Consider the following 25,323-nt stretch of genomic DNA (forward strand, 5'->3'; position numbering starts at 1 on the left):
AACGCTCGGCTGGGAAACCCCAGCCGAGCGCCTGCATAAACTACTCACAGCCTGACCAACACGACCAAGTGTTGCGACGATCCCTAGAAACCGCCTGCGGGCACCGGCTCCTTCGGGCGTTGTCAGCGGGGCTCCAGGCTTGTTTGCGCGCCGGGGAAGAGACCCGCGAAGCGGGAGACCGGAACGGAGTGCCCCGGCCGGTCGGTCAGGGTCACCGAACGCAGTCCCGGCAGCCGGGGCACCAGAGGGGCCAGATCCTCCTCGCCCGTCATCGAGGCGACCCGCAGCACCTCGATGCCCGGCAGCTCCGGCATCCGCGCGATGGACTGCGGGAACTCCCGGATGATCCGCGCGTTCAGGTAGAGCTGGGTCAGCTCCGGCAGTTCGGTGACCGCCCGCCAGTCGGCGGCCGTCACTTCCGTGGTCAGCGGGCCGAGGCTGAGCGTCTTCAGAGCGGTCCAGTGCTGCACCCCGCGCAGCCCCGTGCCGTCGGTGCTGTGTGCGCCGAGGAAGAGGAATTCCAACGGCGCGTCGAGCGGCAGGGTGTCGGTGAGGCCGGTGCCCGGCAGCCGCTGGCTCAGGGTGATCCTGGTCAGCGACCGCAAGGCCCGCAGCCCCGTCATGTCGCCGATTCCGGAGCAGCCGAAGAGGCTGAGCGGCAGCGCGGAGAGGCGGTCCAGGCCGCCCGCCGCCGGGCAGTCGTCGATCCACAGCCTGTGGAGGGAGCCGAACGGCAGCAGGGACCCGAGATCGGTGAGATGAGGGTTGTCCGACAACTGGAGCGAAGTCACCGCGTCGGCGGTCGGCACGGCGGCCAGGATGTCCGCCATCCGGTGCTCGCCCTGCAAGGACAGCTCGTACCAGGGCCGCATCCCGGCCAGTGCGGCGAGTTGTTCGGCCGACCCGCAGGACAGGTGCAGCTCCGCACGGTCCAGCCGGTCCAGTACCTCGGCCGCGTACTCGACGGTGTCGAACCGGCCCCAGGTTCCCACCAGTTGACGCCGGACGCCCAGGTCCGGGTGGTTCCGGAACCGGCGCAGCACCGCCAGCGCCCCCTCCGGCTCCTCGTCCCCGAGGAGTGAGGCCGTGACCGTCACGCCCCGCGCCTCCTCGTCCGTCAGCCCCTCGGGACCTGGCAGCAGCTCCAGCACCAGCGGCCCCGCCTCGGCAAGCGTCCGCGCGTCCTGCGTGGTCCGCGGGGGAATCAGTGCCGCCGCACGCTCCTCCACCTCCGCCCGCACCGCCGGATCCACGGCCGTCGCCTGCTCCAGGCAGGCCAGCGCCAGCAAGGTCAGCCGGGATGACTCCCGGGCCGTCAACTGCCGTAGCAGCGCGGCGCGTTCACGGGGGCGGGCGTGGGCCACCGCCATGCGGATGACATCCTCCCACTGGGTGTCGTCCGCGTGGCTCATCAGGACGTCCAGGTGGCCCTCCGCCACGGCGTACCGGGCGCCCAGGTAGTCCTGGAAGGTGCGGTGCACGAAGTCCACGACGCCCTCGGCCGGTTGCCGCAGCAGACCGCTGCGCAGCAGCAGCGCCCGCAGCACGGCCGCCGCGTCCCCCTGGCCCGCGGCCGGGGCCACCGTCGGCAGACAGCGCTCCACGATCCCCTCGGCCGCATCCAGGTCCATCTCGGTACGGCCGCTGAGCACCAGCGCGTAGGCCAGGCGCTGCAACAGCTCCAGTTGGGCCTCCTCGCCCAGCTCCACGCCGTCCACCGCGCCCATGCCCCGCTCCCGGTCCCGGCGGGACAGCAGCATCGTGAGGGAGGCGTCGTACAACTCCTTGCGGCCGGTGGGCAGATAGCCGCGGCGCTCGCGGTGCAGGGCGCAGATCAGGCCGCACATCAGCGGGTTGGTGGCCAGCCGGGCCACGTCACGCTTGGTGCGCAGGGAGTCCAGCAGCCCGGTCTCGTACTCCTCGGCCCGCGCCGCCGTGTGCCAGCGCCGCACGAAGGTGGTGACGTCGGCGTGGCGCATCGGAGCCATGGCCCGCTCGCTGAAGCCCTCGGCGGCCAGCCAGTCGGGGCGTACGGCGGTGGGGCGGGAGGTCAGCAGCCACTGGTTGCCGGGGAAGGCGTGGATCAGGGCGAGCAGCCAGTCGCGGGTGCGATGGCGCTCGGCGGCCGGGATCTCGTCCAGCCCGTCGACGAGGACCAGGGCCCGGCCGGCGGTCAGGACGCGTTCCGCCCAGCCTTCGGGCGGTGACAGCGGGCAGTTCACGGCGGTGAGGAAGGCGGCGGGCGCCGGGAGCGCGCCCGCGCGGATCAGAGAGCGCAGCGGCAGCACGTACGGGATGCGCCCGTTCCCGTGCAGGGCGGCCGTCACCGCCAGCCACTGCACCAGGGTCGTCTTGCCGGAGCCCGCGTCGCCCCGCAGCAGCACCCGGTCGTGGCCGCGCAGTGCGTCCTCCGCGGCCAGACGGACCGTGGCCGCGGAAGGGTGCTCGTCCGGGGTGGCGTCGCCCGCGTCGTCGTCGCCCGTGGTCTCCAGGCTCAGGTAGGCGACTTCCAGGGGCCAGCGGTCGGGTGAGTCGCGCAGGTCGACGCCGTAGATGGTGATGTGGTCGTGCCGGCGCGCGACGTAGGGCAGGTAGCGGCGCTCGAAGGCGGTGTCGCGGGCGTCGGGCCGTGCGACACGGGCCAGCAACTCGTCGACTTTCGCGATGAGTTCGGCCTGGCTGCGGGTCTGTTCCACGAGGGTGCGCGGGACAAAGGTGGAGCGCCGGGTGAAGAACTCCAGGATCTGCAGGCAGGCCCATTCGGTCGCGGAATCGAGGAAGAAGGCGGCATCCGCGGACAGGCCGTCGGGAGCCGCCGAGCCGTGGTGCAGCTTCTTGGCCAGCTCGCGGTGGCCGAGCCGGACCGCCTGGGCGTCGTCCATGTCCAGGTCGCCGAGGGCGAGCAGCCTGCGGGCGAGGGCGTCGGCCACGGCCGGCTGTTCGTCCGCCGGGAAGGGCGGTTCGCCGGGGGAGTCCACCGACTGTTCGACCAGACGTGCGGCGAGCCGGTGGACGTCCTGCTCGGTGAGGGTGCGTTTCTCACCGCGGAAGGACACCAGGCGGGTCAGCCGTACCGGCTTGTCCACGAGTCCGGCGCCGGGGCCGTCGCTGACGATCAGCTTCTTCACCAGCGGCCCGATCACGCTGGAGGCGAGCTTGCTGCCCAGTACCGTCGGCTCCATCCGTCCACCCCCGTGGTCGTACCGCCGCGAACGAGAAACACGGACGGAGCCTAACCGGAGCCGGTCACATCCGAGGGATGGATCTAGGGGCTCGGTGACATGCCGCACAGGTCAAATGTCCGTTACTACCCGGCTTAGTGAGAGTTCGCGTCGGGGCAAATTAGGACATTCACCCCCGTCCTTCGAGAGTCGATTCGCCGCTGTCAGGAGGCTTGTCCGGTTAGTGAGGCATTTGTCAAGAAAGGCGGTGATGTTCCGATGAGGTACTAGATCGCCTCGTAGATAGGGGTTTTGGAGGCGGGCAAGGTCGGGGGTTACCAAGGGATGGCCCGACCGGGAGTCGTCCGCGCTCCGGCCGGGTCTCCCGTCCCCGAGTACACGAGGTTTCGATGTCCCAGCGCGTCACGCCCCGCCGGTCCCGTACGTCCCTGCTCCGCAACCGCACCGCGGTCCTTGCCGCCGGTCTCGGCGTCTCGGCCGTACTGGGCGGCGGGGTCGCGGCGGCCGCCACGCCCGCCACCGCCGTCACGGCCACGACCGCCGCCGCCCAGGCTCCCGCCCGGGGTGCGGTCGCGTGGGTCGACCCGGTGAAGCAGTACACGCTCTCCGCGAGCTTCAACCAGGCCGGCGGCATGTGGAAGGCCAAGCACAGCGGCCAGGACTTCGCGGTGCCGATCGGCACCGAGGTCGTCGCCGCGTCCGGCGGCACCGTCGTGAAGGCCGGCGGCAACGGCGCCGGTGACGGTCCCGCGTACGGCAACGCCATCGTCATCAAGCACGGCAACGGGACGTACTCCCAGTACGCCCATCTGTCGAGGATCGACGTGAGGGCCGGTCAGGCCGTCGGCGCCGGCCAGCACATCGCGCGCTCCGGCAACACCGGCAACTCCACCGGCCCGCACCTGCACTTCGAGATCCGTACGACCCCGAACTACGGCTCCGCGATAGACCCGGTCTCCTTCCTGCGCGGCAAGGGCGTGCGGGTCTAAGTCCCGGTGTTCCCGGCGCCGTTGTGCGCCTGTGTCACCAGGTCCACGGCGACCTCAAGAACGGCCGCGCGCTTCTTCTCGGGGTCGCCTTCCAGGTCCTGGAGGACGAACATCCCGGCATGCAGAGTGAAAATGGCGCTCACACAGCGGACCTGGTCGACCAGGTCCGCGTCCGGGTCGATGATGATGTCGCGCAGGCCGCGCATGCGGTCCTTGAACGAGTCGCCGATGCGCAGTTCCCGCACGGTCGCCTGGTTCTCCTGCATGAAGCGGAACAGCGGCGCCGCATCGACGAGCGCCTGGCCGTAGCGCCGGATGATCTCCTGCTTGGTCTCCAGGGTGTGCGGCTGCCGCTCGCCCCAGGCGATCAGGTCCTCCATCGGCTTCGTCAGATCCTCGAAGAGGCTGACGATGATCTCTTCCTTCGTCTTGAAGTGGTAGTAGAGCGCCGCCTTGGTGACGTCGAGGCGTTCGGCGATCTCTCGCAGGGAGGTCTTCTCGTACCCCTGCTCCGCGAAGAGTTCGAGCGCCACGTCCTGGATGCGCTGGCGGGTGTTTCCGCGGCGCTGCTGCTTGGTCCCGTCCATGGTGACGCCCATTTTCGTACTCCTCGCGCGCTGACGGAAACTTACTTGACGACCGGCTAGTGACGGGTCTACCTTCCCCAGTGTAGTCAACTAGCCGGGCGGCAAGTAAGTGGCCGCCGCAGGGGGAGTGCCGGACGATGGCGGACACACTGCAGGCCCAGGCGGGCCAGGAGATATCCGAAGAGCAGGGCAAGCAGCCGAAGAGCGTGCGCGTGGTCCTGCTCGCACTGATGATCGCGATGATGCTCGCGATGCTCGACAACATGATCGTGGGCACCGCGATGCCGACGATCGTCGGTGAGCTGGGCGGCCTTGAGCACCTGTCCTGGGTGGTCACCGGGTACACGCTCGCCACCGCGGCGGCCACCCCGATCTGGGGCAAGCTCGGGGACATGTACGGCCGCAAGGGCGCCTTCATGACCTCGATCGTGATCTTCCTGATCGGGTCCGCGCTGAGCGGTATGGCCCAGAACATGGGCGAGCTGATCGGTTTCCGGGCCGTGCAGGGTCTCGGCGCCGGCGGTCTGATGGTCGGCGTCATGGCGATCATCGGCGATCTCATTCCGCCGCGTGAGCGCGGCAAGTACCAGGGCATGATGGCCGGCGTCATGGCGCTCGCGATGATCGGCGGGCCGCTGGTCGGCGGCACCATCACCGACAACTGGGGCTGGCGCTGGGCCTTCTACATCAACCTGCCGCTCGGCGTGATCGCGCTGGCCGCGATCAGCGCGGTGCTGCATCTGCCGAAGAAGCGGACCAAGACGCGCATCGACTACCTGGGTGCCACGCTGCTGACCGTCGGCATCACCGCGATCGTGCTGGTGACGACCTGGGGCGGCACCGAGTACGCCTGGACCTCCGCGCGGATCATGGAACTGAGCGCCATCGGCATCGTCTCGCTGGTCGGCTTCGTGTTCTGGCAGACCAAGGCCGCCGAGCCGGTGCTGCCGCTGCACATCTTCCGCAGCCGCAACTTCACCCTGATGTCGGTCATCGGCTTCATCACCGGCTTCGTGATGTTCGGCGCCACGCTGTTCCTGCCGCTGTACCAGCAGTCGGTGCAGGGTGCGTCCGCGACCAACTCAGGGCTGCTGCTTCTGCCGATGCTCGGCGCGATGCTGGTCACGTCGATGGTCGCGGGGCGGGTCACCACCAACAGCGGCCGCTACAAGATCTTCCCGATCGCGGGCGGTGTGCTGATGGTCGCGGGTCTGTATCTGCTGTCACTGATGGACACGGGCACTTCCCGGTTCACCTCCGGCCTGTACATGGCCGTGCTGGGCCTGGGCATGGGCTGCCTGATGCAGATCACCATGCTGGTCGCGCAGAACAGCGTGCAGATGAAGGACATGGGCGTCGCGTCCTCGTCGACCACCCTGTTCCGTACGCTCGGCTCCTCGTTCGGCGTCGCCATCATGGGCGCGCTGTTCAACCACCGGGTCCAGGACGTCATGGCGGAGCGGGCCGGCTCGGCGGGCCGGCAGCTGACCGAACAGTCCGCACAGCTGGACGCGGCGAGCCTGGCCAAGCTGCCGGCGGCGGCACGCGAGGCGTACCAGCACGCGGTGTCCGCGGGCACCCACAGCGCCTTCCTGCTGGGCACGGCGGTCGCCGTGATCGTGCTGGTCGCGGCGCTGTTCGTGAAGGAGGTCCCGCTCAAGGGCGGACCGCAGAAGGACCCGGCGGACGCCGCCCCGGCGCAGGCGCCGGCGGCCGAGGCCGTCTGACCCACGTCCGCACAGAAGGCCCTCCGGCGGGTGTCCGCCCCGGAGGGCCTTCTGCGCGGTGCGGGGCCGTCCGTCCGGTGCCGGGGTGCTACTGGAGTATGGGGTAGCTGCCGGTGTTTGTCGGGGCGTGTTCCGGGAGCCAGAGGACGGCCACCGCGCCCTCGGCGGGGACGTCCTCCGGCGCGCCCGTGGGCCGTACGTTGCGGAACGTCAGCCGGGCGCCCAGCACCCGGGCCTGTCCGGCGGCGATGGTCAGGCCCAGGCCGTGTCCCTCGCCCGCGCGGTCCTCGCTGCCGGTGCGGAAGCGGCTCGGGCCATGGGCGAGCAGTTCCTCGGGGAAGCCGGGCCCGTGGTCGCGGACCCGGATGACGCGGCCCTCGACGGTGACCTCGACGGGCGGCTTGCCGTGCCGGGCGGCGTTGGCGAGCAGGTTGAACAGCACCCGCTCCAGGCGCCGCGGGTCGGTGGTGACCTCCGACTCGTGCACCACGCGCACGATGATCTCCGGGTCCTTGGCGGCCACCCGCCGGGCGACGAACTCGCCCAGCATGATGTCCTGCAGTTCGGCCCGCTCGGATGCGCCGTCGAGCCGGGCCACCTCCAGCACGTCCTCGACGAGCGTGCGCATCGCCTTGGCCCGGTCCAGGACCAGCTCGGTGGGCCGGCCGGGCGGCAGCAGCTCGGCGGCGGTCAGCAGCCCGGTCACCGGGGTGCGCAGCTCGTGCGCGATGTCGGCGGTGACCCGCCGCTCGGCCTCAAGCCGCTGCTGGAGTGTGTCCGCCATGGCGTCCACCGCCCGCGCGAGATCGTCGGTCTCGTCCCGTACGACACCGCCGATGGCGTCCCGCACCCGGACGTCCGGCTCGCCCTTGGCGACCTGGTTCGCGGCCGCCGCCGCCTTGCGCAGCCGCCGCGACAGCTGTCCGCCGATGAGCACGCCGAGCGCGCTGCCGCCGACGACGACCGCGATCGAGCCGATGACCAGGGCCTGGTCGAGGTCCTTCATCACGTCCGTGCTGCGATCGGTGAAGTGGGTGTGCAGCGACAGCACGTGCCCGTCCTTGACCGGCACCGCCGCCCAGATGTCCGGCACCGGGCCGCCGTGGTCGGTGACATACGTCGCCCGGCGCCCCTGCCCGACCTTCTGCCGCAGCTCGGGCGGCAGCTCCGGGTCGTCGATCTGGATGCTCGGGAAGTTCGGCCGCCCGGACAGCTCGTAGTTGCGCTGGGCGATCTGCACCCGCTCGTCGGCCAGGTCGCGCGCGTTGTCCAGCATGGACACCCGGGCCGCGTTGTGCACGACCAGGCTGAGCGCGATCGCCACCAGCGCGCCGACCAGCGCGATCGCCGCGCTCAGCTTCCAGCGGAGCCCCGTGCGCAGGCCGGCCGACAGCACCTTTCCGCGGACCGGACGCCGAATGAACCGACTCATGTCGCCGCCCGCTCACGCCTTCAGTTTGTAGCCGAAGCCGCGGACCGTCTCGATCCGGTCCTGGCCGATCTTCGTCCGCAGCCGCTGCACATGGACGTCGACGACCCGGGTGTCGCCGCCCCAGCCGTAGTCCCACACGCGTTCCAGCAGCTTGTCGCGCGAGAGCACGGTGCCCGGCGCGGAGGAGAACTCCAGGAGCAGCCGCATCTCGGTCGGGGTGAGCGCCACCGGCCGGCCGTCCCGGCGCACCTCCATGCCCTCGGTGTCGATCTCCAGTCCGCCGAAGGTCAGCACGCCGCCGGACACCGTCGTACCGGGGTTCTCGGCCTGCGCGGCCCCGCCGGCGTGCCCGAAGCGGCGCAGCACCGCGCGGATGCGGGCGACCAGTACGGCGCCGTCGAACGGCTTGGTCACATAGTCGTCGGCGCCCGCCTCCAGGCCCAGCACGACGTCGATGGAGTCGGCGCGCGCCGACAGCATGATCACCGGCACGGTCGACTCGTCGCGGATGCGCCGGCACAGGCTGACCCCGTCCAGCCCCGGGACCATGACGTCCAGGAGCGCGATGTCGGGGCGCCTGGCCCGGAACGCGTCCAGGCCCGACAGCCCGTCGGGCATCGCGGTGACCGCGAAGCCGTCCCGCTCCAGGGCGAGTTGGGTGGCCTCACGGATGACGTCGTCGTCCTCGACGAACAGGACGTGGGTCTGCTCTGCCATCCCGGTGCTCTCAGTCCTCGTGTGGTTCTCGTGCCGTCATCCTTGTGACGCCGGTGTCGTGTGCGGGGTTCACCGCGCTCGCCGTCAGCCGGCCGGTGCCTGTGTCGGTTCCGGCACCGGCGAGGCCTCGCCGCCCGCCGCGTTGCCGTAGTCGGTGTGGTGGGAGGACTCCTCGACGAAGCGGCCCGCGGTCCAGGTGTAGGTGATCACGTTCTCGCCGGACGGACTGGAGACCGGGTCACCCTTCTCGTACACCTGCTTGGTCACCATCAGATCGCCGCGGTCTATCTCGGCGTAGACGGGGGACTCCTCCGCCCGGAAGACGTTCTGGTACCTGCCGCCCTCGCTGCGGTACACATACGAGCCGACTCCCACGGCGTCGCCGCAGGTCAGCACGTTGACCACAATGTCCTCGACGGTCGATCCGGTCAGGTTGCCGTAGGACACGTCGACCGGGTACTCGTTGGCGGCGCACGGCTTGAGGTCCCGTTTGACCGCGGGCGAGACCTGCGGGTCGTCCTTGACGAGGGTGACCGCGTTCACCCGCTGGTAGCTGTCGGAGGGGCTGGGCGCGGGGGAGGCCGCAGCGCCCGCGACCGAGTCGGCGTGCGCCGGCCCCTCGTCACGGGCGCCGGTGCCGCCGGTGGCGCAGGCGGCGACGAAAAGGGCGAGGGCGGTGAGCGCGGCCACCGCCGTGCTCACCGCCTGCACACTCCCTCGGGCACTGGGCCCGGCGTCCGTCAGGCCGCCCAACGCTCCCGCTCCTCACGCTCCAGCGCGCGTGCGTCCAGATCGCGCGCCTCCAGCTCCTCGCGGAGCCGGGCGAGCGCCCGGTGCAGCGTGCTCTTGACCGTTCCGGCCGACATGCCGAGGGCGGCGGCCGTCTCCTCCGTGGACATCTGCTCCCAGTGTCGCAGCACCACGACACTGCGCTGCTTCGGAGCGAGCACCTTCATGATGTCCATGAGGAGCGCACGGTCGGCGTGCTGCTCGGTGGCGTCGTCCACGCACGCGTCCGGCAGCTGCTCGGTGGGGACCTCCTCCAGCTTCCGCGCCCGCCACCACTCGGTCCGGGTGTTGATCATCACCCGGCGCAGATAGGCGTCGGCGAGGCGCTTGTCCGCGATGCCCTCCCAGCGGCCGTACGTCCGCACGAGCGCCGTCTGGAGCAGGTCCTGGGCATCGACCGGGTCCGGAACCAGTCGGCGGGCGCTGCGCAGCAGCGCGTCCTGCCGGGTGCGGACGTACTCCTCGAATTCGAGCACCTCGCCCTGCGCCATTCCAACCGCCTCCGTTCCCCGTTCTGCTTCGACCCGTGCCTGTCGTCGCGCCGTCCCGGTGGTCTGCCGGGCACGGAAATGAAGGTACGGAGCGGTTGTCACGGGGTTGTGCGGAGCAGCCTGCGGATGGCGCTCGGCTGTCCGTCGGTTGTGTAACGGAAGTAGGAACGGGGTAAAGGAGGGCTTCTTTCTGTCCTAGTTTGGTGCTTTTTGTCCGTCCTGATGGCTCGTAACCAAGCCGCCGCTGCTGTGACCTGTCTGTGCCTCAGCTGTGCGGAAGCCGATAACGGCCGCCCGCCAGCGGCTCCACCAGACCGTCCGCGACGAGCCCGTCCAGCGCCCGGGCGCGCTGCACCGGCTCGTGCCACACCCGGTCGAGGGCCGCCTGCGGCACGGGCGCGTGCGCCTCGCGCAGCACGGCGAGGAGCTTGCCGCGCACCTGGCGGTCGGTCCCGGCGTACGTCTGACCGCGGCGCGGCGGGCCCTCGTGCTCCGGCTTGCCCGCCAGATGCCAGGCGCACTGGTCGGCGATCGGACAGCGCCGGCACATCTCGTTCTTCGCCGTGCACACCAGCGCGCCCAGCTCCATGGAGGCGGCGGCCCAGCGCGCGGCGGTCCGCTCCTCCTCGGGCAGCAGTTCGCGGGCCAGCCTGCGCTCGGCCGCCGTGGTGGCGTTCGGCGGGTACTGCACGCCTGTGACCGCCCGCGCGAAGACCCGGCGCACATTGGTGTCGAGCACGGCATGCCGCTGCCCGTACGCGAACGAGGCCACGGCCGCCGCCGTGTACTCGCCGATGCCGGGCAGCGCGAGCAGTTGCGCGTGGTCCGTCGGCACGTCGCCGCCGTGCCGTTCCGTTATGGCGACCGCGGCGCCGTGCAGCCGCAGGGCGCGGCGCGGGTAGCCGAGCCGGCCCCAGGCGCGGACGGCCTCACCGGGGGCTTCCGCGGCCAGATCGGCGGGGCGCGGCCAGCGGGCCAGCCACTGCTCATAGACCGGCAGTACGCGGTTGACCGGCGTCTGCTGGAGCATGAACTCGCTGACCATCACGCCCCACGGGCCCGCCTCCCGGCGGCGCCAGGGGAGGTCGCGGGCATGGGCGTCGAACCAGGCGATCACGGGGGCGTGGAGCTTCTCAGTCATGGCCCTCCCGATCCTGCCACGGGTGGGGCTGACGTGCTCCGCGGCACCGCCGGGCCGGGGCGCGTGGCGACTGAAGGGCGCTCCTCCCTACGGAAGTTACCGGGATGATGATCTGGAAAAGTTGGGCTGTGGGCGGCGGGTGGCGCAAGCAAGCGCGCCGATCTCTCGTACAGTTTGCGCCGTGGGATCTCTGCGCAATCCGATCGGGCCGCTTCCCTCCTCCATCTACTGGCGCCGGAGGGTCGTTCTGCTGTCCGTGGTCGCCCTGCTGGCGCTGCTGGTCACCTGGATCGTGACCTCGGGCGGCGGGGGCGAGAAGAAGAGCGCCGACGGGTCCAACGGCAAGAGCCCCGCGCCCACGATCACGGCGGGGCCGTCGCCGTCGGGGTCCGCGATAAGCCAACACCCTGGCGGGCGGGACGAGTCGGGCGGCGGGGGATCGGGCGACGACGGCGCCGGGGTGGGCGACGGCGGCACCACGGACGGCTCCGCCGGGTCGGACGACGGTGACTCCTCGGGGTCCGGTACGGGGGCGGGCGACGGGTCGGGCAGCGGCGGTACGGGTGCGGGGCCCACGCTCCCCGCGTCCTCAGGGTTGCCCAACTGCACGCCCGGCGCGGTGACGTTGAGCCTGCGCAGCCTGCACAACACCTACGCGCCCGGGCAGCGGCCGACCTTCGAACTCATCGCGAAGAACTCTTCGTCCGGTGACTGCAAGGTCGATCTCGGCCCGAAGAAGTCCGTGTTGACCATCACGGCCGCGGACGACAGCGACGACTACTGGTCGTCCGCCGACTGCCCGAAGGGCGCGGGAAGCCTGGTGTACCGGGTGCCGGCGGGCAGCAGCGTCACCTACACCGTGAAGTGGGACCGCAGGCCGAGCGCCCCCGAGTGCGCCACGCCCCCGTCGGGCTCGGCCGCCCCCGGCACCTACCTGGTCGAGGCCAAGGCCCCCGGCTTCGAAAAGTCCCAGACCTCCTTCGTCCTGACGGCGGACTGACGCGCAGCTGAGCGCCCACTGGGCCGCGCCGTCACCGGAGCGCCACGGCCGCCCGAACCGCGCCCGGCGGACGTGCGGCGTTCCGTCCGCGGTCGTTGCGTTGTGCGCCGGTTCCGGTGCCGGAGGCCGATGCGTCGCGATGCCCCATTGCCCGAAGCCGCTGCGGTTTCGGACGTGCTCGTGCCCGAGACCGGTGCGGTGTCGGTGCGTGTGCCGGAGCCGACGAGCGTGCCGGAGCCGGTGCGTGTGCCGGAGCCGGGACGGTCAGACGTAGCGTTCCAGGATTGAGGATTCCGCCAGACGGGACAGGCCCTCGCGGACACTGCGGGCTCGGGCCTCGCCGACGCCGTCCACCGTCTGGAGGTCGTCGACGCTCGCGGCGAGGAGCTTCTGCAGTCCGCCGAAGTGCTCCACGAGACGGTCGATGATCGCGCCCGGGAGCCGCGGCACCTTGGCCAGGAGGCGGAAGCCGCGCGGCGACACCGCGGAGTCGAGCGTTTCGGGGGAGCCGGTGTAGCCCAGCGCCCGGGCCACCGTGGGGAGTTCCAGCAGCTCGGCGTGGCTGAGCGCGTCCAGCTCCGACAGGGCCTCGTCCACCGTGCGGGAACGCTTCGCCGTCGGCTCCGGCACATAGTCCCGTACCACCAGCTCGCGCTCCGGCTCGACGCCCGCGATCAACTCGTCCAACTGGAGGGCGAGCAGACGCCCGTCGGTGCCCAGTTCGACCACGTATTCGGCGATTTCGGTGGCGATGCGGCGCACCATCTCCAGGCGCTGCGCGACCGCCGACACATCGCGGACGGTCACCAGGTCCTCGATCTCCAGCGCCGACAGCGTGCCCGCGACCTCGTCCAGGCGCAGCTTGTAGCGCTCCAGGGTGGCGAGCGCCTGGTTGGCGCGGGAGAGGATCGCCGCCGAGTCCTCCAGGACCCGGCGCTGTCCGTCGACGTACAGGGCGATCAGACGCATCGACTGGGACACGGAGACCACCGGGAAACCCACCTGTTTCGAGACCCGGTCCGCCGTGCGGTGCCGGGTGCCGGTCTCCTCCGTCGGGATCGTCGGGTCCGGGAGCAACTGGACACCCGCCCGCAGGATCTTGGACAGATCGGAGGAGAGCACGATGCCGCCGTCGAGCTTGCACAGCTCGCGCAGCCGGGTCGCGGTGAACTCCACGTCCAGCACGAAACCGCCCGTGCACATCGCCTCGACGGTCTTGTCGGAGCCCAGCACGATCAGTCCGCCGGTGTTGCCCCGCAGAACCCGCTCCAGACCGTCGCGCAGGCCCGTACCGGGTGCCACGGCGCTCAGCGAGGCGCGCATCAGGCCATCGGAACCGGCACTCCCACCGGACTTTCCGGGAGCTGCTGCCCGGTCGTTGGCTGCCACTGCACTCCTCCGGTCGCAGGTTCTGGGGCGCCCCCGTTCCCGCACGACGTTCGTACGGACGGGCGAGACCAGGGCAAAGTCTACCGGCGGTCCTCCGCGTCCCGTGGGGCCTCTCTGCGACGGGAGCGCGGAAGCACTCTGAGCGCGTCCCCTATGTCGGCCACTTCCAGGACCTTCATGCCGGCGGGGACCTTGCCCGGATCGCCCGGCACGAGCGCATGCGTGAAGCCCAGGCGGTGCGCCTCAGCGAGCCTGCGCTGCACGCCCGTGACCCGTCTCACCTCGCCCGCCAGCCCCACCTCGCCGATCGCGACGAGGTTCTTCGGCAGGGGGGTGTCGCTCGCGGCCGAGGCCAGGGCAAGGGCGACGGCGAGGTCGGCGGCGGGCTCGGAGAGCTTCACCCCGCCGACCGTCGCGGAGTAGATGTCCCGCTTGCCGAGCGCGCTGATCCGGCCGCGCTGCTCCAGCACCGCCAGCATCATCGACACCCGGGAGGTCTCCAGACCGGACGTCGTACGGCGCGGGGAGGGGATCTGCGAGTCGACCGTCAGTGCCTGCACCTCGGCGACCAGCGGGCGGCGGCCCTCCAGGGTCACGGTCAGACAGGTGCCGGGCACCGGTTCGGCGCGCCGGGTCAGGAACAGCCCGCTCGGATCGGCGAGGCCCGTGATGCCCTCGTCGTGCAGTTCGAAGCAGCCCACCTCGTCCGTCGCGCCGTACCGGTTCTTGACCCCGCGCACCAGGCGCAGGCGCGCGTGCCGGTCGCCCTCGAAGTGCAGCACCACATCCACAAGGTGCTCCAGCAGCCGCGGACCCGCGATCGCGCCGTCCTTGGTGACATGGCCCACCAGCAGCGTGGACATCCCGCGGTCCTTGGACGCGCGGATCAGGGCCCCGGCCACCTCCCGCACCTGGGCCATGCCGCCGGGCGCCCCGTCGATCTCGGGGGAGGCGACCGTCTGCACGGAGTCGAGGATCAGCAGCGAGGGCTTGACCGCGTCCAAGTGGCCGAGGACGGCGGCCAGGTCGGTCTCGGCGGCCAGATACAGATGGTCGTCGATGGCCTTGATGCGGTCGGCGCGCAGCCGCACCTGGCTCGCCGACTCCTCACCTGTGACATAGAGGGTGCGGTGCTCCTCGCTCGCCGACTTGGCCGCCACGTCGAGCAGCAGCGTGGACTTGCCCACACCGGGCTCGCCCGCGAGCAGCACCACCGCGCCGGGCACCAGGCCGCCGCCGAGCACCCGGTCCAGTTCGGGCACGCCGGTCGAGCGGGCGGTGGCCTGCCGGCCGTCGACCTGGCCGATGGGCACTGCGGAGGTGGTGACGCGCCCCGGCGTCGTCGTCCGCACCGCGGGCGCGCCGTACTCCTCGATCGTCCCCCATGCCTGGCACTCGGGGCAGCGGCCGAGCCACTTGGCCGTCTGCCAGCCGCACTCCGTGCAGCGGTAGGACGGGCGGTCCTTGGTGGTCTTGGTACGGGCAGCCATGGACGAAACCGTAACGGCCGGCACCGACAGTGCGGGCACGGGCCGCCGCGCAGGCCGCCGCGACCGACCCCGTGCCGTCAGCGAAAAGTCACGGAATGAAACGTTCCTGTCCCCTTATGAGGGATCGTTTCACCCGTACGGATTAAAAGTGCTCAAGGTGGCGGAAGGGCCTATCCGGGGCCGCCTACGGTCGCACGGGTGATGAGCAGCAGTCCGGAAATCTTCCCCCGCACGACCGGCGCACATCGGGCGCACCGGGAGGCGCGCGACCGTGCCGCGGCGCGCACGGTCGCGCAGCGCACGCCGCCGCGCTACGAGCCTTACCTGGACGGTCTGTTCACCTACTGTCTCTCGGTGCTGTGCGACCACGACGCGGCGACCGCGGCGCTCGGCGATGTGCTCGCGCTGGCCGAGCGGCGCGGCCACCGTGGGCCGGAGTCGGCCGAGGACCGCCGGGCCTGGCTGTATGCGCTGGCCCGCTGGGCATGCCTGCGCAAGCTGGCCGAGGCCAAGCAGAAACGTCAGGCCACCCATGCGGCGGGCCGGCCCGGTACTGAGCGGCCGTCCGGCGCCGAAGAGCGGCCAGGCGCCGGGGACGGCCCCGACGGCGGGCGGCAGCCCGACACGCAGACGGGCGAACTGGCACTCACCGATGAGCTACAGGAGCAGCGGAGACGGGAACTGGCCCGGCTCGCCTGGCCGGAGGCCGCCGGGACCACCCCGGAGCAGCGCGAGGCGCTCGAACTCGCCGTACGCCACCAGCTGGCCGCCCACGAGGTCGCCGCCGTCCTCGGCCTGGACCTGGCCGCCGCCCGTGATCTGCTCGCGTCCGCCGCCTGCGAGGTGGAGCGCACGCGTGCCGCGCTCGCCGTCGTGGAGACCGGCGGCTGCCCCGGAGTGGCCCGGCTCGCCGGCGACCACCAGCTCGTGCTCAGCAGCACGGTCCGGCGCGAGCTGGTCCGGCATGTCGACGACTGCCCCCGCTGCCGCCGCACCGCCGAGCGCGCGGCGCCCGGCCGCTGGCCCGGCGCCGCCGTCACCCCCGCCCAACTGCCCGTCCTGGAGGCCCCACGCGCGGCCCTGCGCCAGGCACTGGCGTACCGGCCGCGTGCGCGGGGAGCCGCGGTGCCGCGCTTCGACCGGCGTGGCTTCCCGATGGACCCCAAGGACCGGGCGGCCCGCCGCGACCGGCTACGCGCGCGTGCCGTCACGACGACCGTGGTGGCCACGGTCGTCGCCGCCCCCGTACTCGCCCTGTGGGCCGCCTACCGGGGCTCGCCTGCCGGTGACGACCAGGACGGTCCCGCCGCCACCGCCCAGGAGGCGCACGACCACGGAGGCGACCACGGCGACACGGCCGACGGCTACGGGAACACCGGCAACGTCGGCGTCAGGCCGGGCGCCCGCTTCCTGAAGGACGGTGCGGCGCCCGACGTCTCCGTGGAGGTCGTCAGCGTCTCCGGGGCCGGGAAGAAGGGCGCGGGGCACCTTGGGGTGTCCGCCCGCACCAGCGGCCAGACCACCTATGTCACCCTCACCGCGTCCGGCCCCTCGCCGGTCCACTGGTCGGCGTCCACGCCGGCCGGCTGGCTCTACCTCAGCCGTGCCTCGGGAACGCTCCAGCCCGGCGAATCGTTGACGATCAAGGTGTACGTCGACCCGCTGCGTGAGCCCTCCGGGTTCTGGAGCGCGCAGGTGGCGATCGCACCCGCGGGCGCCGTCGTCTCCATCCGGGGATACGGCACCGCGCCCACCCGCCCCTCCGACCCGGGCGGGCCGCCCACCACGGCCACACCGGACCCGACGCCCACGAAAACGGCTCCCACCGATCCGCCGACCAGCCCGTCGCCCACCCCGACCGAACCGACCACGCCCCCGGACCCGACCCCGTCCGACCCTCCGTCCTCACCCCCGCCCCCTACCGACTCGTCGACCCCTTCGGCCGGCTAGCGACGGCCTCCGGCGGTTGGGCGGGGTGCGCCGCGTGGGGTGCCGGTTTAGCGTCGTGGGCGGGTGCTGGTTTGTTGTGGCTGGGCGTGCCGTTCCTCGCGCCCCTGGGGTGGCTGGGCGTGTTCCTTGCCTTGTGGTCGGGGTGGGTGCGCCGCGTGGGGTGCCGGTTTAGCGTCGTGGGCGGGTGCGGGTTTGTTGTGGCTGGGCGCGCAGTTCCTCGCGCCCCTGGGGTGGCTGGGCGTGTTCCTTGCCTTGCGGTCGGGGTGGGTGCGCCCCGTGGGGTGCCGGTTTAGCGTCGTGGGCGGGTGCTGGTTCGTTGTGGCTGGGCGCGCAGTTCCTCGCGCCCCTGGGGTGGGCTGGTCCGTGTTCTTTCCCTTGCGGTCGGGGTGGGTGCGCCGCGTGGGGTGCCGGTTTAGCGTCGTGGGCGGGTGCGGGTTTGTTGTGGCTGGGCGTGCCGTTCCTCGCGCCCCTGGGGTGGCTGGGCGCGGTGGTGTGTCAGTGCGTTGGGTCTGCTGGGTGGGGGGCCAGGAGGGGGAGGTTCGAGGCCAGGCGTTCCTCGCACAGCTCGACCAGCCGGTCGTAGCCGGCCTTGCCCATCAGCTCGGTCAGTTCGGCCCGGTAGGAGACGTACACCGGCTCGCCCGCGCCGTGCGCCGAGGTCGCCGAGGTGCACCACCAGTGCAGGTCGTGCCCGCCCGGACCCCAGCCCCGTCGGTCGTACTCACCGATCGACACCTGGAGGACCCGCGTGTCGTCGGGGCGGTCGATCCAGTCGTAGGTCCGCCGGATCGGCAGCTGCCAGCACACGTCCGGCTTGGTCTCCAGCGGCTCGCGGCCTTCCCTCAGGGCGAGGATGTGCAGCGAGCAGCCCGCGCCGCCCGGGAAGCCGGGCCGGTTCTGGAAGATGCACGACCCCTGGTACGGGCGGGTCTGCCGGGACCCCTCGTCGTCCTCCGCGACCCAGCCGTGCCGCATGCCCTCGTCATGGTGCTGCCAGATCTCCGGCGTGAGCCGCGCCACATGCTCGGCGACCCGCTTCTCGTCGTCCTCGTCGGAGAAGTGCGCGCCCAGCGTGCAGCACCCGTCGGCCGCGCGGCCCGCCTGGATGCCCTGGCAGCCGCTGCCGAAGATGCAGTTCCAGCGGGAGGTCAGCCAGGTCAGGTCGCACCGGAAGACCTGCTCGTCGTCCGCCGGGTCGGGGAACTCCACCCAAGCGCGCGCGAAGTCGAGCCCCTTCTCGTCGGGCTCCTGGCCCTCCGCCGCGTTCTTCGGCTTCTTCGATGACTTCGCCTGCGAAGAACCGGGGGAGGATTTGGCGGTCTTGTGGTCCTTCGCCTTTTTCGTCTTTGGCACCCGTCCAGGGTATGCCGCCCCAGCCTGCTCCGGGGACGGACGACGGCCCAGGTGGCAGTAGCGTTCCGTACATGAGACTCGGTGTTCTGGACGTTGGATCGAACACGGTGCATCTGCTGGTGGTGGATGCGCACCCGGGCGCGCGCCCGTTGCCCGCGCATTCGCACAAGGCGGAGCTGCGGCTCGCCGAACTCCAGGACGCGGACGGGGCGATCGGCCCCGACGGGGTGGACCGGCTGATCGGCGTCGTCCACGACGCTCTCCAGGCCGCCGAGGACAAGGGCGTCGAGGATCTGCTGACCTTCGCCACCTCCGCCGTGCGCGAGGCCAGCAACGCCGATGACGTCCTCGCGCGCGTGCAGCACGAGACCGGTGTCGAACTCCAGGTGCTCACCGGCGCCGAGGAGGCCCGCCTCACCTTTCTCGCCGCCCGCCGCTGGTTCGGCTGGTCGGCCGGGAAGCTGCTGGTCCTGGACATCGGAGGCGGCTCCCTGGAGATCGCCTACGGCATCGACGAGGAGCCCGACGCTGCCGTCTCGCTGCCGCTCGGCGCCGGCCGGCTGACGGCCGGCTGGCTGCCCGGTGACCCGCCGGATCCCGGGGCGATAAGGGCCCTGCGCCGACACGTACGGGCCGAGATCGCCCGCACGGTGGGGGAGTTCAGCCGCTTCGGGGCGCCCGACCACGTAGTCGCCACCTCCAAGACCTTCAAGCAGCTGGCCCGCATCGCGGGCGCCGCACGCTCCGCCGACGGCCTGTATGTGCAGCGCGAGCTGAAGCGGGAGTCCCTGGAGGCCTGGGTGCCGCGGCTGGCCGGCATGAGCGCCGAGCAGCGCTCCGAACTCCCCGGTGTCTCCGAGGGCCGCTCCGGCCAGCTCCTCGCCGGCGCCCTGGTCGCCGAGGGCGCGATGGACCTGTTCCGCGTGGAGAGCCTGGAGATCTGCCCATGGGCCCTGCGGGAGGGCGTGATCCTGCGCCGCCTGGACCACATGGGGTCGCCGTGAGCGCCCCGTGGCGGCGCGCGGGGGTGTGCGACAGGTCACCGGCGGCCCGCACCGGCTCGCGAGGAACGGCCGAAACGGCGCACGGGGCATCCGGCACCCGAACCAATGCCACCCCGTACCCTGTCCTTCGTGGCTGAAGCGAGGGACGTCTCCGTCCGCATCCCGGATGCGAAGGTCGCCCTGTCGACGGCCTCCGTCTACCCGGAGTCGACGGCGACGGCCTTCGAGATCGCCGCACGCCTCGGCTACGACGGCGTCGAGGTCATGGTGTGGACCGACCCGGTGAGCCAGGACATCGAGGCGCTGCGGCGGCTGTCGGACTACCACCGCATCCCGATCCTGGCCGTGCACGCCCCCTGTCTGCTGATCACCCAGCGGGTGTGGTCCACGGACCCCTGGGTCAAGCTCCAGCGGGCCCGCTCGGCCGCCGAGAAGCTGGGCGCAGGCACGGTCGTCGTCCACCCGCCGTTTCGCTGGCAGCGGCAGTACGCCCGTGATTTCGTCGCCGGGGTCTGGCGGATGGCGAACGAGACGGACGTACGGTTTGCCGTCGAGAACATGTACCCCTGGCGCTACCGCGACCGCGAGATGCTCGCCTACGCCCCCGACTGGGACGTCACCAAGGACGACTACCGGCACTTCACGATCGACCTCAGCCACACGGCCACCGCCCGCACGGACGCCCTGCAGATGATCGGCCGGATGGGCTCGCGCCTCGGCCATGTCCACCTCGCCGACGGCAGGGGATCGGGCAAGGACGAGCACCTGGTACCCGGCCGGGGCAACCAGCCCTGCGCCGAACTGCTGGAACGGCTCGCGCAGGACGGCTACGACGGCCATGTCGTCATCGAGGTCAACACCCGGCGGGCCATGTCCAGCGCCGAACGCGAGGCGGACCTGGCGGAGGCGCTGGCCTTCACCCGCCTCCACCTCGCCTCCGCGGTGAAGGTGCCCGGACGGTGAGCGGCACCACCCCGGGCCGGGAGGGCCCGCCCGCCCGCCGCCGCGGCCGGCCCCCGCGCACCGAGTCGGGCGACACCCGCGACCGCATCCTGACCGCGGCCCGTGAGGAGTTCTCCGAGCGCGGTTACGAGAAGACGTCCGTACGCGGCATCGCGAAGGCGGCGGGCGTGGACTCGGCACTCGTCCACCACTACTTCGGCACCAAGGAACAGGTCTTCGAGGCGGCCATCGAGGTCGCCTTCGCGCCCGCGCTGAACGCCCCGAACGCCGTGGCCGCCGTCCCGCTGGACGGCGTCGGCGAGCGGCTGACCCGGTTCTTCCTCGGCATCTGGGAGAACCCCGCCTCCCGGGCGCCGCTGCTGGCGATCCTGCGCTCCGCCGTCAACAACGAGACCGCCGCCGCCGTCTTCCGCCGCCTGATCGCGAGCCAGCTGCTGCGCCGCATCGCGGGACAGCTGGAGCTGCCGGACGCCGAGCTGCGCGCCGAGCTGGCGGCCGCGCAGCTGGTGGGCTGCGCCATGCTGCGGTACGTGATCAAGATGGAGCCGATGGCGTCGGCCGACCTGGAGCAGATCATCGCGCGGGCGGCGCCGGTGGTACAGGGCCATCTCACCGGGGCGTGAGTCCGCAGGCACCGGACTTCCGAGCCTTCTGAGCCTTCTGCACCTCCGAGACGGACATCCCGTATTCCGGACGCTCCGTCCCGATCCCTGGATGACCGGCGTAGGCTCGACGGGTCAGAACCGTCTGGCAGTAGGTCTTCGAAGGAGCGAGCGACGATGCCCGAGCTGAGGTCCCGCACAGTCACCCACGGCCGCAACATGGCGGGCGCCCGCGCCCTTATGCGCGCCTCCGGTGTACCCGGTGCGGACATCGGCCGGAAGCCGGTCATTGCGGTCGCCAACAGCTTCACCGAGTTCGTGCCGGGCCACACCCATCTGCAGCCGGTCGGCCGGATCGTCAGCGAGGCGATCCGGGAGGCGGGCGGCATCCCGCGCGAGTTCAACACCATCGCCGTCGACGACGGCATCGCGATGGGCCACGGCGGCATGCTGTACTCGCTGCCCTCCCGCGACCTGATCGCGGACAGCGTGGAGTACATGGTCGAGGCGCACTGCGCCGACGCCCTGGTCTGCATCTCCAACTGCGACAAGATCACCCCGGGCATGCTGATGGCCGCGCTGCGCCTGAACATCCCCACGGTCTTCGTCTCCGGCGGCCCGATGGAGGCCGGCCGGGCCACCCTGGTCGACGGCACGGTCCGCACGCTGGACCTGATCGACGCGATCGCCGATGCCGCCAACGACAAGGTCTCCGACGAGGACATCCTCCGCATCGAGGAGAACGCCTGTCCGACCTGCGGCTCCTGCTCCGGCATGTTCACCGCCAACTCGATGAACTGCCTGACCGAGGCGATGGGCCTGTCCCTGCCCGGCAACGGCTCGGTCCTGGCCACGCACACGGCCCGCCGCAGGCTGTACGAGGACGCGGCCCGCACGGTGATGGACATCACCCGCCGTCACTACGAGCAGGACGACGAGACGGTCCTGCCCCGCAGCATCGCGTCGTTCGCCGCCTTCGAGAACGCGATGGCCCTGGACATTGCGATGGGCGGCTCGACCAACACGATCCTGCACCTGCTGGCCGCGGCCCAGGAGGCGGGCGTCCCGTTCGGCCTGGAACAGATCGACGCCGTCTCCCGCCGGGTCCCCTGCCTGGCGAAGGTCGCGCCCAACGTCGCCAAGGACCGCACGTACTACATGGAGGACGTGCACCGCGCCGGCGGCATCCCCGCCCTGCTCGGCGAGCTGCACCGCGCGGGCCTGCTCAACGAGGACGTGCACGCGGTGCACAGCCCGTCCCTGGCGGACTGGCTGAAGACCTGGGACGTGCGCGGCGGCTCCCCGTCCCCCGAGGCCGTGGAGCTGTGGCACGCGGCCCCCGGCTGCGTCCGCTCGGCGGAGGCGTTCTCCCAGTCCGAGCGCTGGGAGGCGCTGGACGAGGACGCCGAGCACGGCTGCATCCGCTCCGCCGAGCACGCCTACTCCAAGGACGGCGGCCTGGCCGTCCTGCGGGGCAACCTGGCCGTCGACGGCTGCGTGGTGAAGACGGCCGGCGTCGACGAGTCCATCTGGACCTTCGAGGGCCCGGCGGTGGTCTGCGAGTCGCAGGAAGAGGCCGTCGAGAAGATCCTGGGCAAGCAGGTCACCGAGGGCGACGTCGTCGTCATCCGCTACGAGGGCCCCAAGGGCGGCCCCGGCATGCAGGAGATGCTCTACCCGACGTCCTTCCTCAAGGGCCGCGGCCTGGGCAAGAGCTGCGCGCTGATCACCGACGGCCGCTTCTCCGGCGGCACCTCCGGCCTGTCCATCGGCCATGCGTCACCCGAGGCCGCGTCCGGCGGCACCATCGCCCTGGTCCAGGACGGCGACCGGATCCGCATCGACATCCCGAACCGCAGCATCGAGCTGCTGGTCGACCAGGCCGAACTGGCGCGCCGTGAGCAGGCGCTGAACGGCGACTACGCCCCGAAGAACCGCGACCGCAAGGTCTCGTCGGCTCTGCGGGCGTACGCGGCGATGGCGACCAGCGCGGACAAGGGCGCCGTCCGGGACGTCAGCAAGCTGGGCTGACTCCCGCCGCCCCCGCACTCTCCGGGGCCGCCTCCGACGGGGGCGGCCCCGCCGTGTGCCAAGGGGCGCACCGGGCCGCCCACCAGCAGGCCGCGTCCCCCCGAGCGCGTCCCCCGAGGTCTCGGGGCCGCGCCCGGGTCACCAGGAACCGGGGTCGCGGGCGTCCACGGCGATGACCGTGCCGTCGGGGGCGCCGGCGAAGAGACGGCCGCCGATGAGCAGCGGTGCCGGAAGCGCGGCCGTGACCTCGTCCGAGTTCGTACCGATCCGCGGCCGGGTCTGCCCCACCAGTGCGCCGTCGCGGGCGTCGACCGCGAGCAGCCGCCCGTCGGCGGCGCTGAAGTACACATGGCCGGCGTCGGCGACCGGCGCCGAGCCACGGCTCACGGACGTCTCCAGATGCCACCGCCGCTCGCCGCCCGCCATGTCGACGGCCTCCAGCGCACCGCCACTGGACAGCAGATACACGACGTCGCCCCGCACGGTGGCCTGCGGAGCCAGGCGTGGCACCGGCAGCGGCACCCGGCGCTCGGTCGCCGCGGCCGGCGTGTAGCGCACCACCTCGTCCGTCTCGCCGGTGGCGCTGTCCACGGACAGCAGGAACAGGGAGCCGCCCTGGCTGCCGACGGGCTTCAGGTTCCCCGCAAGCCGCGCCTGCCAGCGCTCCGCGCCCGTCACGGGATCCACGGCCGTCACGCGCGTGTGCGTCCCGTCCTCGGAGCTGGTCGCATACGCCGACGAGTCCCCCGCGAACCAGGCGAGGGAGGGAATGAGGGCCCCGGAGATCCGCCGGGTCCATTTGGTCTCGCCCGTCAGGCCGTCCACCCCGGTGACCGATCCGTCGGTGCCGCCGACGAGGAGCATCCCGCCGGCGAAGCGCAGCGCCGCCTGCCCCGGTACCACCCGCTTCCAGCGCGTCGTACCGGAGGCCGGGTCGACCGCCTCCACCCGCCCGCTCCCGCTCGCCGGCAGCTGCAGGAGCCCGCCCGACAGCTCCGGCGCGACGCTCGCCCGGTCCCCGGCGACGGGGTGCCGCCACAGCAGGGATCCGTCCGCCGGGTCGAGGGCGTAGGCCAGTCCGGAGCGCAGACACAGCACCTTGTCGTCGCCGTACGTGCAGTGGGGCATCCCGGAGCCCTTGCCCACCGGTTCGGCGTGCCACCCCGGGAAGTCCGGCGGGGTGTCCTCGGCCGTGACACCCACCGGCACCGGCGGGCCGTCGCCGAGCCACAGCACCGATGCGAGCACAGCGCACAGCGCGAGGGCGAGCGACCCGCCCACGATCGCCGCCCGCTTGCCGAGCCACGCCCGCGGCTCCCGGGGCGCCGGAGCGGTCCGCACGGCCCGTTCGGGCTCCTCCGGCGTGACGGTCCGCAGGCCCCAGGGGTCGTCCGGATCGGGGGTCGCCCGCTCCGTGCCGTCCGCCCGCCGGTCCTCCGCGCGCGCCCGCTGAGACGGTATGAACGCCTGAGTGTCGTACAAGGCCGCCACCGACCGCAGTCCCCGCATCAGCTCGTCGGGCGTCGGCCGGTCCTCCGGCTCCTTGGCGAGGCAGCGCAGCACCAGCGGGGCGAGATCCTCCGGCACCCCGGCCAGATCCGGTTCGTCGTGTACGACCTGGTAGGCCACGACATACGGGCTGTCCGAGTCGAACGGGCCGCGCCCGGTCGCCGCGTGCACCAGGACCGACCCCAGCGTGAAGATGTCCGCGGCGGGCCCGACTTCGCGGGGCCGCCGGAACTGCTCGGGCGCCATGAAGGGCGGCGTCCCGATCAGCTTGCCGGTCTCGGTGCGCAGTTCGCTGTCTTTCGGCCGTGAGATCCCGAAGTCGATGACCTTCGGGCCGTCCTCGGCGAGCAGGACGTTGCTCGGCTTCAGATCGCGGTGCACCACCCCGACCCGATGGATGTCGCGCAGCGCCTCCGCGAGCCCGGCCATCAGCCGGCGCAACTGAGCAGGCTCCATGGGCCCGTTCCGCTTCACATGATCGGCGAGGGTCGGACCGGGAATGAACAGCGTGGCCATCCAGGGCCGTTCGGCCTCCGGATCGGCGTCGACGACCGGCGCGGTGAAGGCACCGCTCACCCGCCGGGCGGCGGCCACCTCCTGCCGGAAACGGCCCCTGAACTCCCGGTCCTTGGCGAACTCGGCGTGTACGACCTTCACGGCGAGCTTCAGCCCCGAGGTGCTGCGGGCCAGATGCACCACGCCCATGCCGCCCGACCCGAGGCGTGCCTCAAGGCGGTAGTGACCGGCGTACTCGGGAAGTTCCGCTTCCGCGCCCGCTCCGGTGTTCCGCTGTGGCGCCATGGGACCACCCCCGTGCTGTTCGTCGGCGCGCGCGACGCTCGGAGCCTAGTCGATGACTCCTACGGGACCGAGGCGACTTGCTAGCCTCCGCGTGCGAGTCGCGCACGGGTGTTTCGTGGCTCGAAACAGGGGAATCAACGTGACCCCATGGAGGTCATGGGGTCTGACGGGGGGAG

General features: G+C 71.9%; 19 protein-coding genes. 8 read left to right on the top strand and 11 right to left on the bottom strand.

Annotated features, from left to right (window positions below):
* Nucleotides 1-122: 122 nt before the first annotated feature.
* Entirely contained in the window at nucleotides 123-3,182 is a 3,060-nt protein-coding gene (locus ACFYTE_RS40195; protein ID WP_388721888.1) for an NACHT domain-containing protein, read from the bottom strand.
* 389 nt (nucleotides 3,183-3,571) lie between these two features.
* On the opposite strand from ACFYTE_RS40195, the gene ACFYTE_RS40200 reads away from it, so the two are divergent.
* Entirely contained in the window at nucleotides 3,572-4,171 is a 600-nt protein-coding gene (locus ACFYTE_RS40200; protein WP_388721890.1) for a M23 family metallopeptidase, read from the top strand.
* On the opposite strand, the gene ACFYTE_RS40205 is transcribed toward ACFYTE_RS40200, so the two are convergent.
* Complete coding sequence (locus ACFYTE_RS40205) at nucleotides 4,168-4,770, bottom strand: TetR/AcrR family transcriptional regulator (protein WP_388721892.1); 603 nt, start codon at nucleotides 4,768-4,770, stop codon at nucleotides 4,168-4,170. The genes ACFYTE_RS40200 and ACFYTE_RS40205 overlap by 4 nt on opposite strands.
* A 125-nt stretch (nucleotides 4,771-4,895) precedes the next feature.
* On the opposite strand from ACFYTE_RS40205, the gene ACFYTE_RS40210 reads away from it, so the two are divergent.
* Nucleotides 4,896-6,485: an MDR family MFS transporter gene (locus ACFYTE_RS40210; protein ID WP_388721894.1), complete on the top strand. Its 1,590-nt coding sequence runs from the start codon at nucleotides 4,896-4,898 to the stop codon at nucleotides 6,483-6,485.
* 88 nt (nucleotides 6,486-6,573) lie between these two features.
* Here ACFYTE_RS40210 and cseC read toward each other — a convergent pair whose 3' ends face one another.
* The 5 genes from cseC to ACFYTE_RS40235 all read right to left on the bottom strand — a co-directional run bounded on the left by cseC (nucleotide 6,574) and on the right by ACFYTE_RS40235 (nucleotide 11,055).
* On the bottom strand, nucleotides 6,574-7,917 hold the full coding sequence (gene cseC, locus ACFYTE_RS40215; protein ID WP_388721896.1) for a two-component system sensor histidine kinase CseC: 1,344 nt from the start codon (nucleotides 7,915-7,917) through the stop codon (nucleotides 6,574-6,576).
* Nucleotides 7,918-7,929: 12 nt separating this feature from the next.
* Nucleotides 7,930-8,634 carry a two-component system response regulator CseB gene (cseB, locus tag ACFYTE_RS40220; RefSeq protein WP_388721898.1) on the bottom strand — a complete coding sequence of 235 codons (705 nt, stop codon included), beginning with the start codon at nucleotides 8,632-8,634 and terminating at the stop codon, nucleotides 7,930-7,932.
* A gap of 84 nt (nucleotides 8,635-8,718) precedes the next feature.
* Entirely contained in the window at nucleotides 8,719-9,387 is a 669-nt protein-coding gene (locus ACFYTE_RS40225; protein ID WP_388721900.1) for a hypothetical protein, read from the bottom strand.
* Entirely contained in the window at nucleotides 9,375-9,914 is a 540-nt protein-coding gene (locus ACFYTE_RS40230) for a SigE family RNA polymerase sigma factor (protein WP_388721902.1), read from the bottom strand. The genes ACFYTE_RS40225 and ACFYTE_RS40230 overlap by 13 nt, the downstream gene beginning before the upstream one ends.
* 265 nt (nucleotides 9,915-10,179) lie before the next feature.
* Nucleotides 10,180-11,055, bottom strand: a complete 876-nt coding sequence (locus tag ACFYTE_RS40235) for an A/G-specific adenine glycosylase (protein WP_388721904.1) — start codon at nucleotides 11,053-11,055, stop codon at nucleotides 10,180-10,182.
* Between the two features lie 181 nt (nucleotides 11,056-11,236).
* On the opposite strand from ACFYTE_RS40235, the gene ACFYTE_RS40240 reads away from it, so the two are divergent.
* Nucleotides 11,237-12,055 (top strand): hypothetical protein, encoded by an 819-nt coding sequence (locus ACFYTE_RS40240; RefSeq protein WP_388721906.1) that lies wholly within the window; start codon nucleotides 11,237-11,239, stop codon nucleotides 12,053-12,055.
* A gap of 264 nt (nucleotides 12,056-12,319) precedes the next feature.
* Here ACFYTE_RS40240 and disA read toward each other — a convergent pair whose 3' ends face one another.
* Entirely contained in the window at nucleotides 12,320-13,444 is a 1,125-nt protein-coding gene (disA, locus tag ACFYTE_RS40245) for a DNA integrity scanning diadenylate cyclase DisA (RefSeq protein ID WP_388721908.1), read from the bottom strand.
* An 80-nt stretch (nucleotides 13,445-13,524) separates the two neighbouring features.
* Entirely contained in the window at nucleotides 13,525-14,934 is a 1,410-nt protein-coding gene (radA, locus tag ACFYTE_RS40250) for a DNA repair protein RadA (RefSeq protein WP_388721910.1), read from the bottom strand.
* Between the two features lie 198 nt (nucleotides 14,935-15,132).
* Here radA and ACFYTE_RS40255 point away from each other — a divergent pair, with 198 nt between their 5' ends.
* A complete protein-coding gene (locus ACFYTE_RS40255) occupies nucleotides 15,133-16,884 on the top strand; it encodes a hypothetical protein (RefSeq protein WP_388721912.1) in 1,752 nt (583 codons plus the stop codon).
* Nucleotides 16,885-17,379: 495 nt separating this feature from the next.
* Here ACFYTE_RS40255 and ACFYTE_RS40260 read toward each other — a convergent pair whose 3' ends face one another.
* Nucleotides 17,380-18,237: a hypothetical protein gene (locus ACFYTE_RS40260; protein ID WP_388721914.1), complete on the bottom strand. Its 858-nt coding sequence runs from the start codon at nucleotides 18,235-18,237 to the stop codon at nucleotides 17,380-17,382.
* A gap of 71 nt (nucleotides 18,238-18,308) precedes the next feature.
* On the opposite strand from ACFYTE_RS40260, the gene ACFYTE_RS40265 reads away from it, so the two are divergent.
* The 4 genes from ACFYTE_RS40265 to ilvD all read left to right on the top strand — a co-directional run bounded on the left by ACFYTE_RS40265 (nucleotide 18,309) and on the right by ilvD (nucleotide 22,837).
* Nucleotides 18,309-19,241 (top strand): Ppx/GppA family phosphatase, encoded by a 933-nt coding sequence (locus ACFYTE_RS40265; RefSeq protein ID WP_388721916.1) that lies wholly within the window; start codon nucleotides 18,309-18,311, stop codon nucleotides 19,239-19,241.
* Nucleotides 19,242-19,346: 105 nt separating this feature from the next.
* Nucleotides 19,347-20,204, top strand: coding sequence for a sugar phosphate isomerase/epimerase family protein (locus ACFYTE_RS40270; protein ID WP_388721918.1), 858 nt, complete (start codon nucleotides 19,347-19,349; stop codon nucleotides 20,202-20,204).
* Nucleotides 20,201-20,827 carry a TetR family transcriptional regulator gene (locus ACFYTE_RS40275; protein WP_388721920.1) on the top strand — a complete coding sequence of 209 codons (627 nt, stop codon included), beginning with the start codon at nucleotides 20,201-20,203 and terminating at the stop codon, nucleotides 20,825-20,827. Before ACFYTE_RS40270 ends, ACFYTE_RS40275 begins: the two co-directional genes overlap by 4 nt.
* Nucleotides 20,828-20,983: 156 nt before the next feature.
* Nucleotides 20,984-22,837: a dihydroxy-acid dehydratase gene (gene ilvD, locus ACFYTE_RS40280; RefSeq protein ID WP_388721922.1), complete on the top strand. Its 1,854-nt coding sequence runs from the start codon at nucleotides 20,984-20,986 to the stop codon at nucleotides 22,835-22,837.
* Between the two features lie 138 nt (nucleotides 22,838-22,975).
* On the opposite strand, the gene ACFYTE_RS40285 is transcribed toward ilvD, so the two are convergent.
* Nucleotides 22,976-25,147, bottom strand: a complete 2,172-nt coding sequence (locus tag ACFYTE_RS40285; RefSeq protein ID WP_388721924.1) for a serine/threonine-protein kinase — start codon at nucleotides 25,145-25,147, stop codon at nucleotides 22,976-22,978.
* Between the last annotated feature and the right edge of the window lie 176 nt (nucleotides 25,148-25,323).

It is taken from the genome of Streptomyces sp. NPDC004629 (genome assembly GCF_042873595.1).
GTDB lineage: Bacteria > Actinomycetota > Actinomycetes > Streptomycetales > Streptomycetaceae > Streptomyces.

Excerpts from the sequence above, each read along its gene's own strand:
- ACFYTE_RS40285 (WP_388721924.1), bottom strand. The coding sequence starts at position 25,147 with ATGGCGCCACAGCGGAACACCGGAGCGGGCGCGGAAGCGGAACTTCCC.
- cseC (WP_388721896.1), bottom strand. The coding sequence starts at position 7,917 with ATGAGTCGGTTCATTCGGCGTCCGGTCCGCGGAAAGGTGCTGTCGGCC.
- cseB (WP_388721898.1), bottom strand. The coding sequence starts at position 8,634 with ATGGCAGAGCAGACCCACGTCCTGTTCGTCGAGGACGACGACGTCATC.
- ACFYTE_RS40265 (WP_388721916.1), top strand. The coding sequence starts at position 18,309 with ATGAGACTCGGTGTTCTGGACGTTGGATCGAACACGGTGCATCTGCTG.
- ACFYTE_RS40200 (WP_388721890.1), top strand. The coding sequence starts at position 3,572 with ATGTCCCAGCGCGTCACGCCCCGCCGGTCCCGTACGTCCCTGCTCCGC.
- ACFYTE_RS40235 (WP_388721904.1), bottom strand. The coding sequence starts at position 11,055 with ATGACTGAGAAGCTCCACGCCCCCGTGATCGCCTGGTTCGACGCCCAT.
- ACFYTE_RS40230 (WP_388721902.1), bottom strand. The coding sequence starts at position 9,914 with ATGGCGCAGGGCGAGGTGCTCGAATTCGAGGAGTACGTCCGCACCCGG.
- radA (WP_388721910.1), bottom strand. The coding sequence starts at position 14,934 with ATGGCTGCCCGTACCAAGACCACCAAGGACCGCCCGTCCTACCGCTGC.
- ilvD (WP_388721922.1), top strand. The coding sequence starts at position 20,984 with ATGCCCGAGCTGAGGTCCCGCACAGTCACCCACGGCCGCAACATGGCG.
- ACFYTE_RS40195 (WP_388721888.1), bottom strand. The coding sequence starts at position 3,182 with ATGGAGCCGACGGTACTGGGCAGCAAGCTCGCCTCCAGCGTGATCGGG.
- ACFYTE_RS40205 (WP_388721892.1), bottom strand. The coding sequence starts at position 4,770 with ATGGGCGTCACCATGGACGGGACCAAGCAGCAGCGCCGCGGAAACACC.
- ACFYTE_RS40270 (WP_388721918.1), top strand. The coding sequence starts at position 19,347 with ATGCCACCCCGTACCCTGTCCTTCGTGGCTGAAGCGAGGGACGTCTCC.
- ACFYTE_RS40210 (WP_388721894.1), top strand. The coding sequence starts at position 4,896 with ATGGCGGACACACTGCAGGCCCAGGCGGGCCAGGAGATATCCGAAGAG.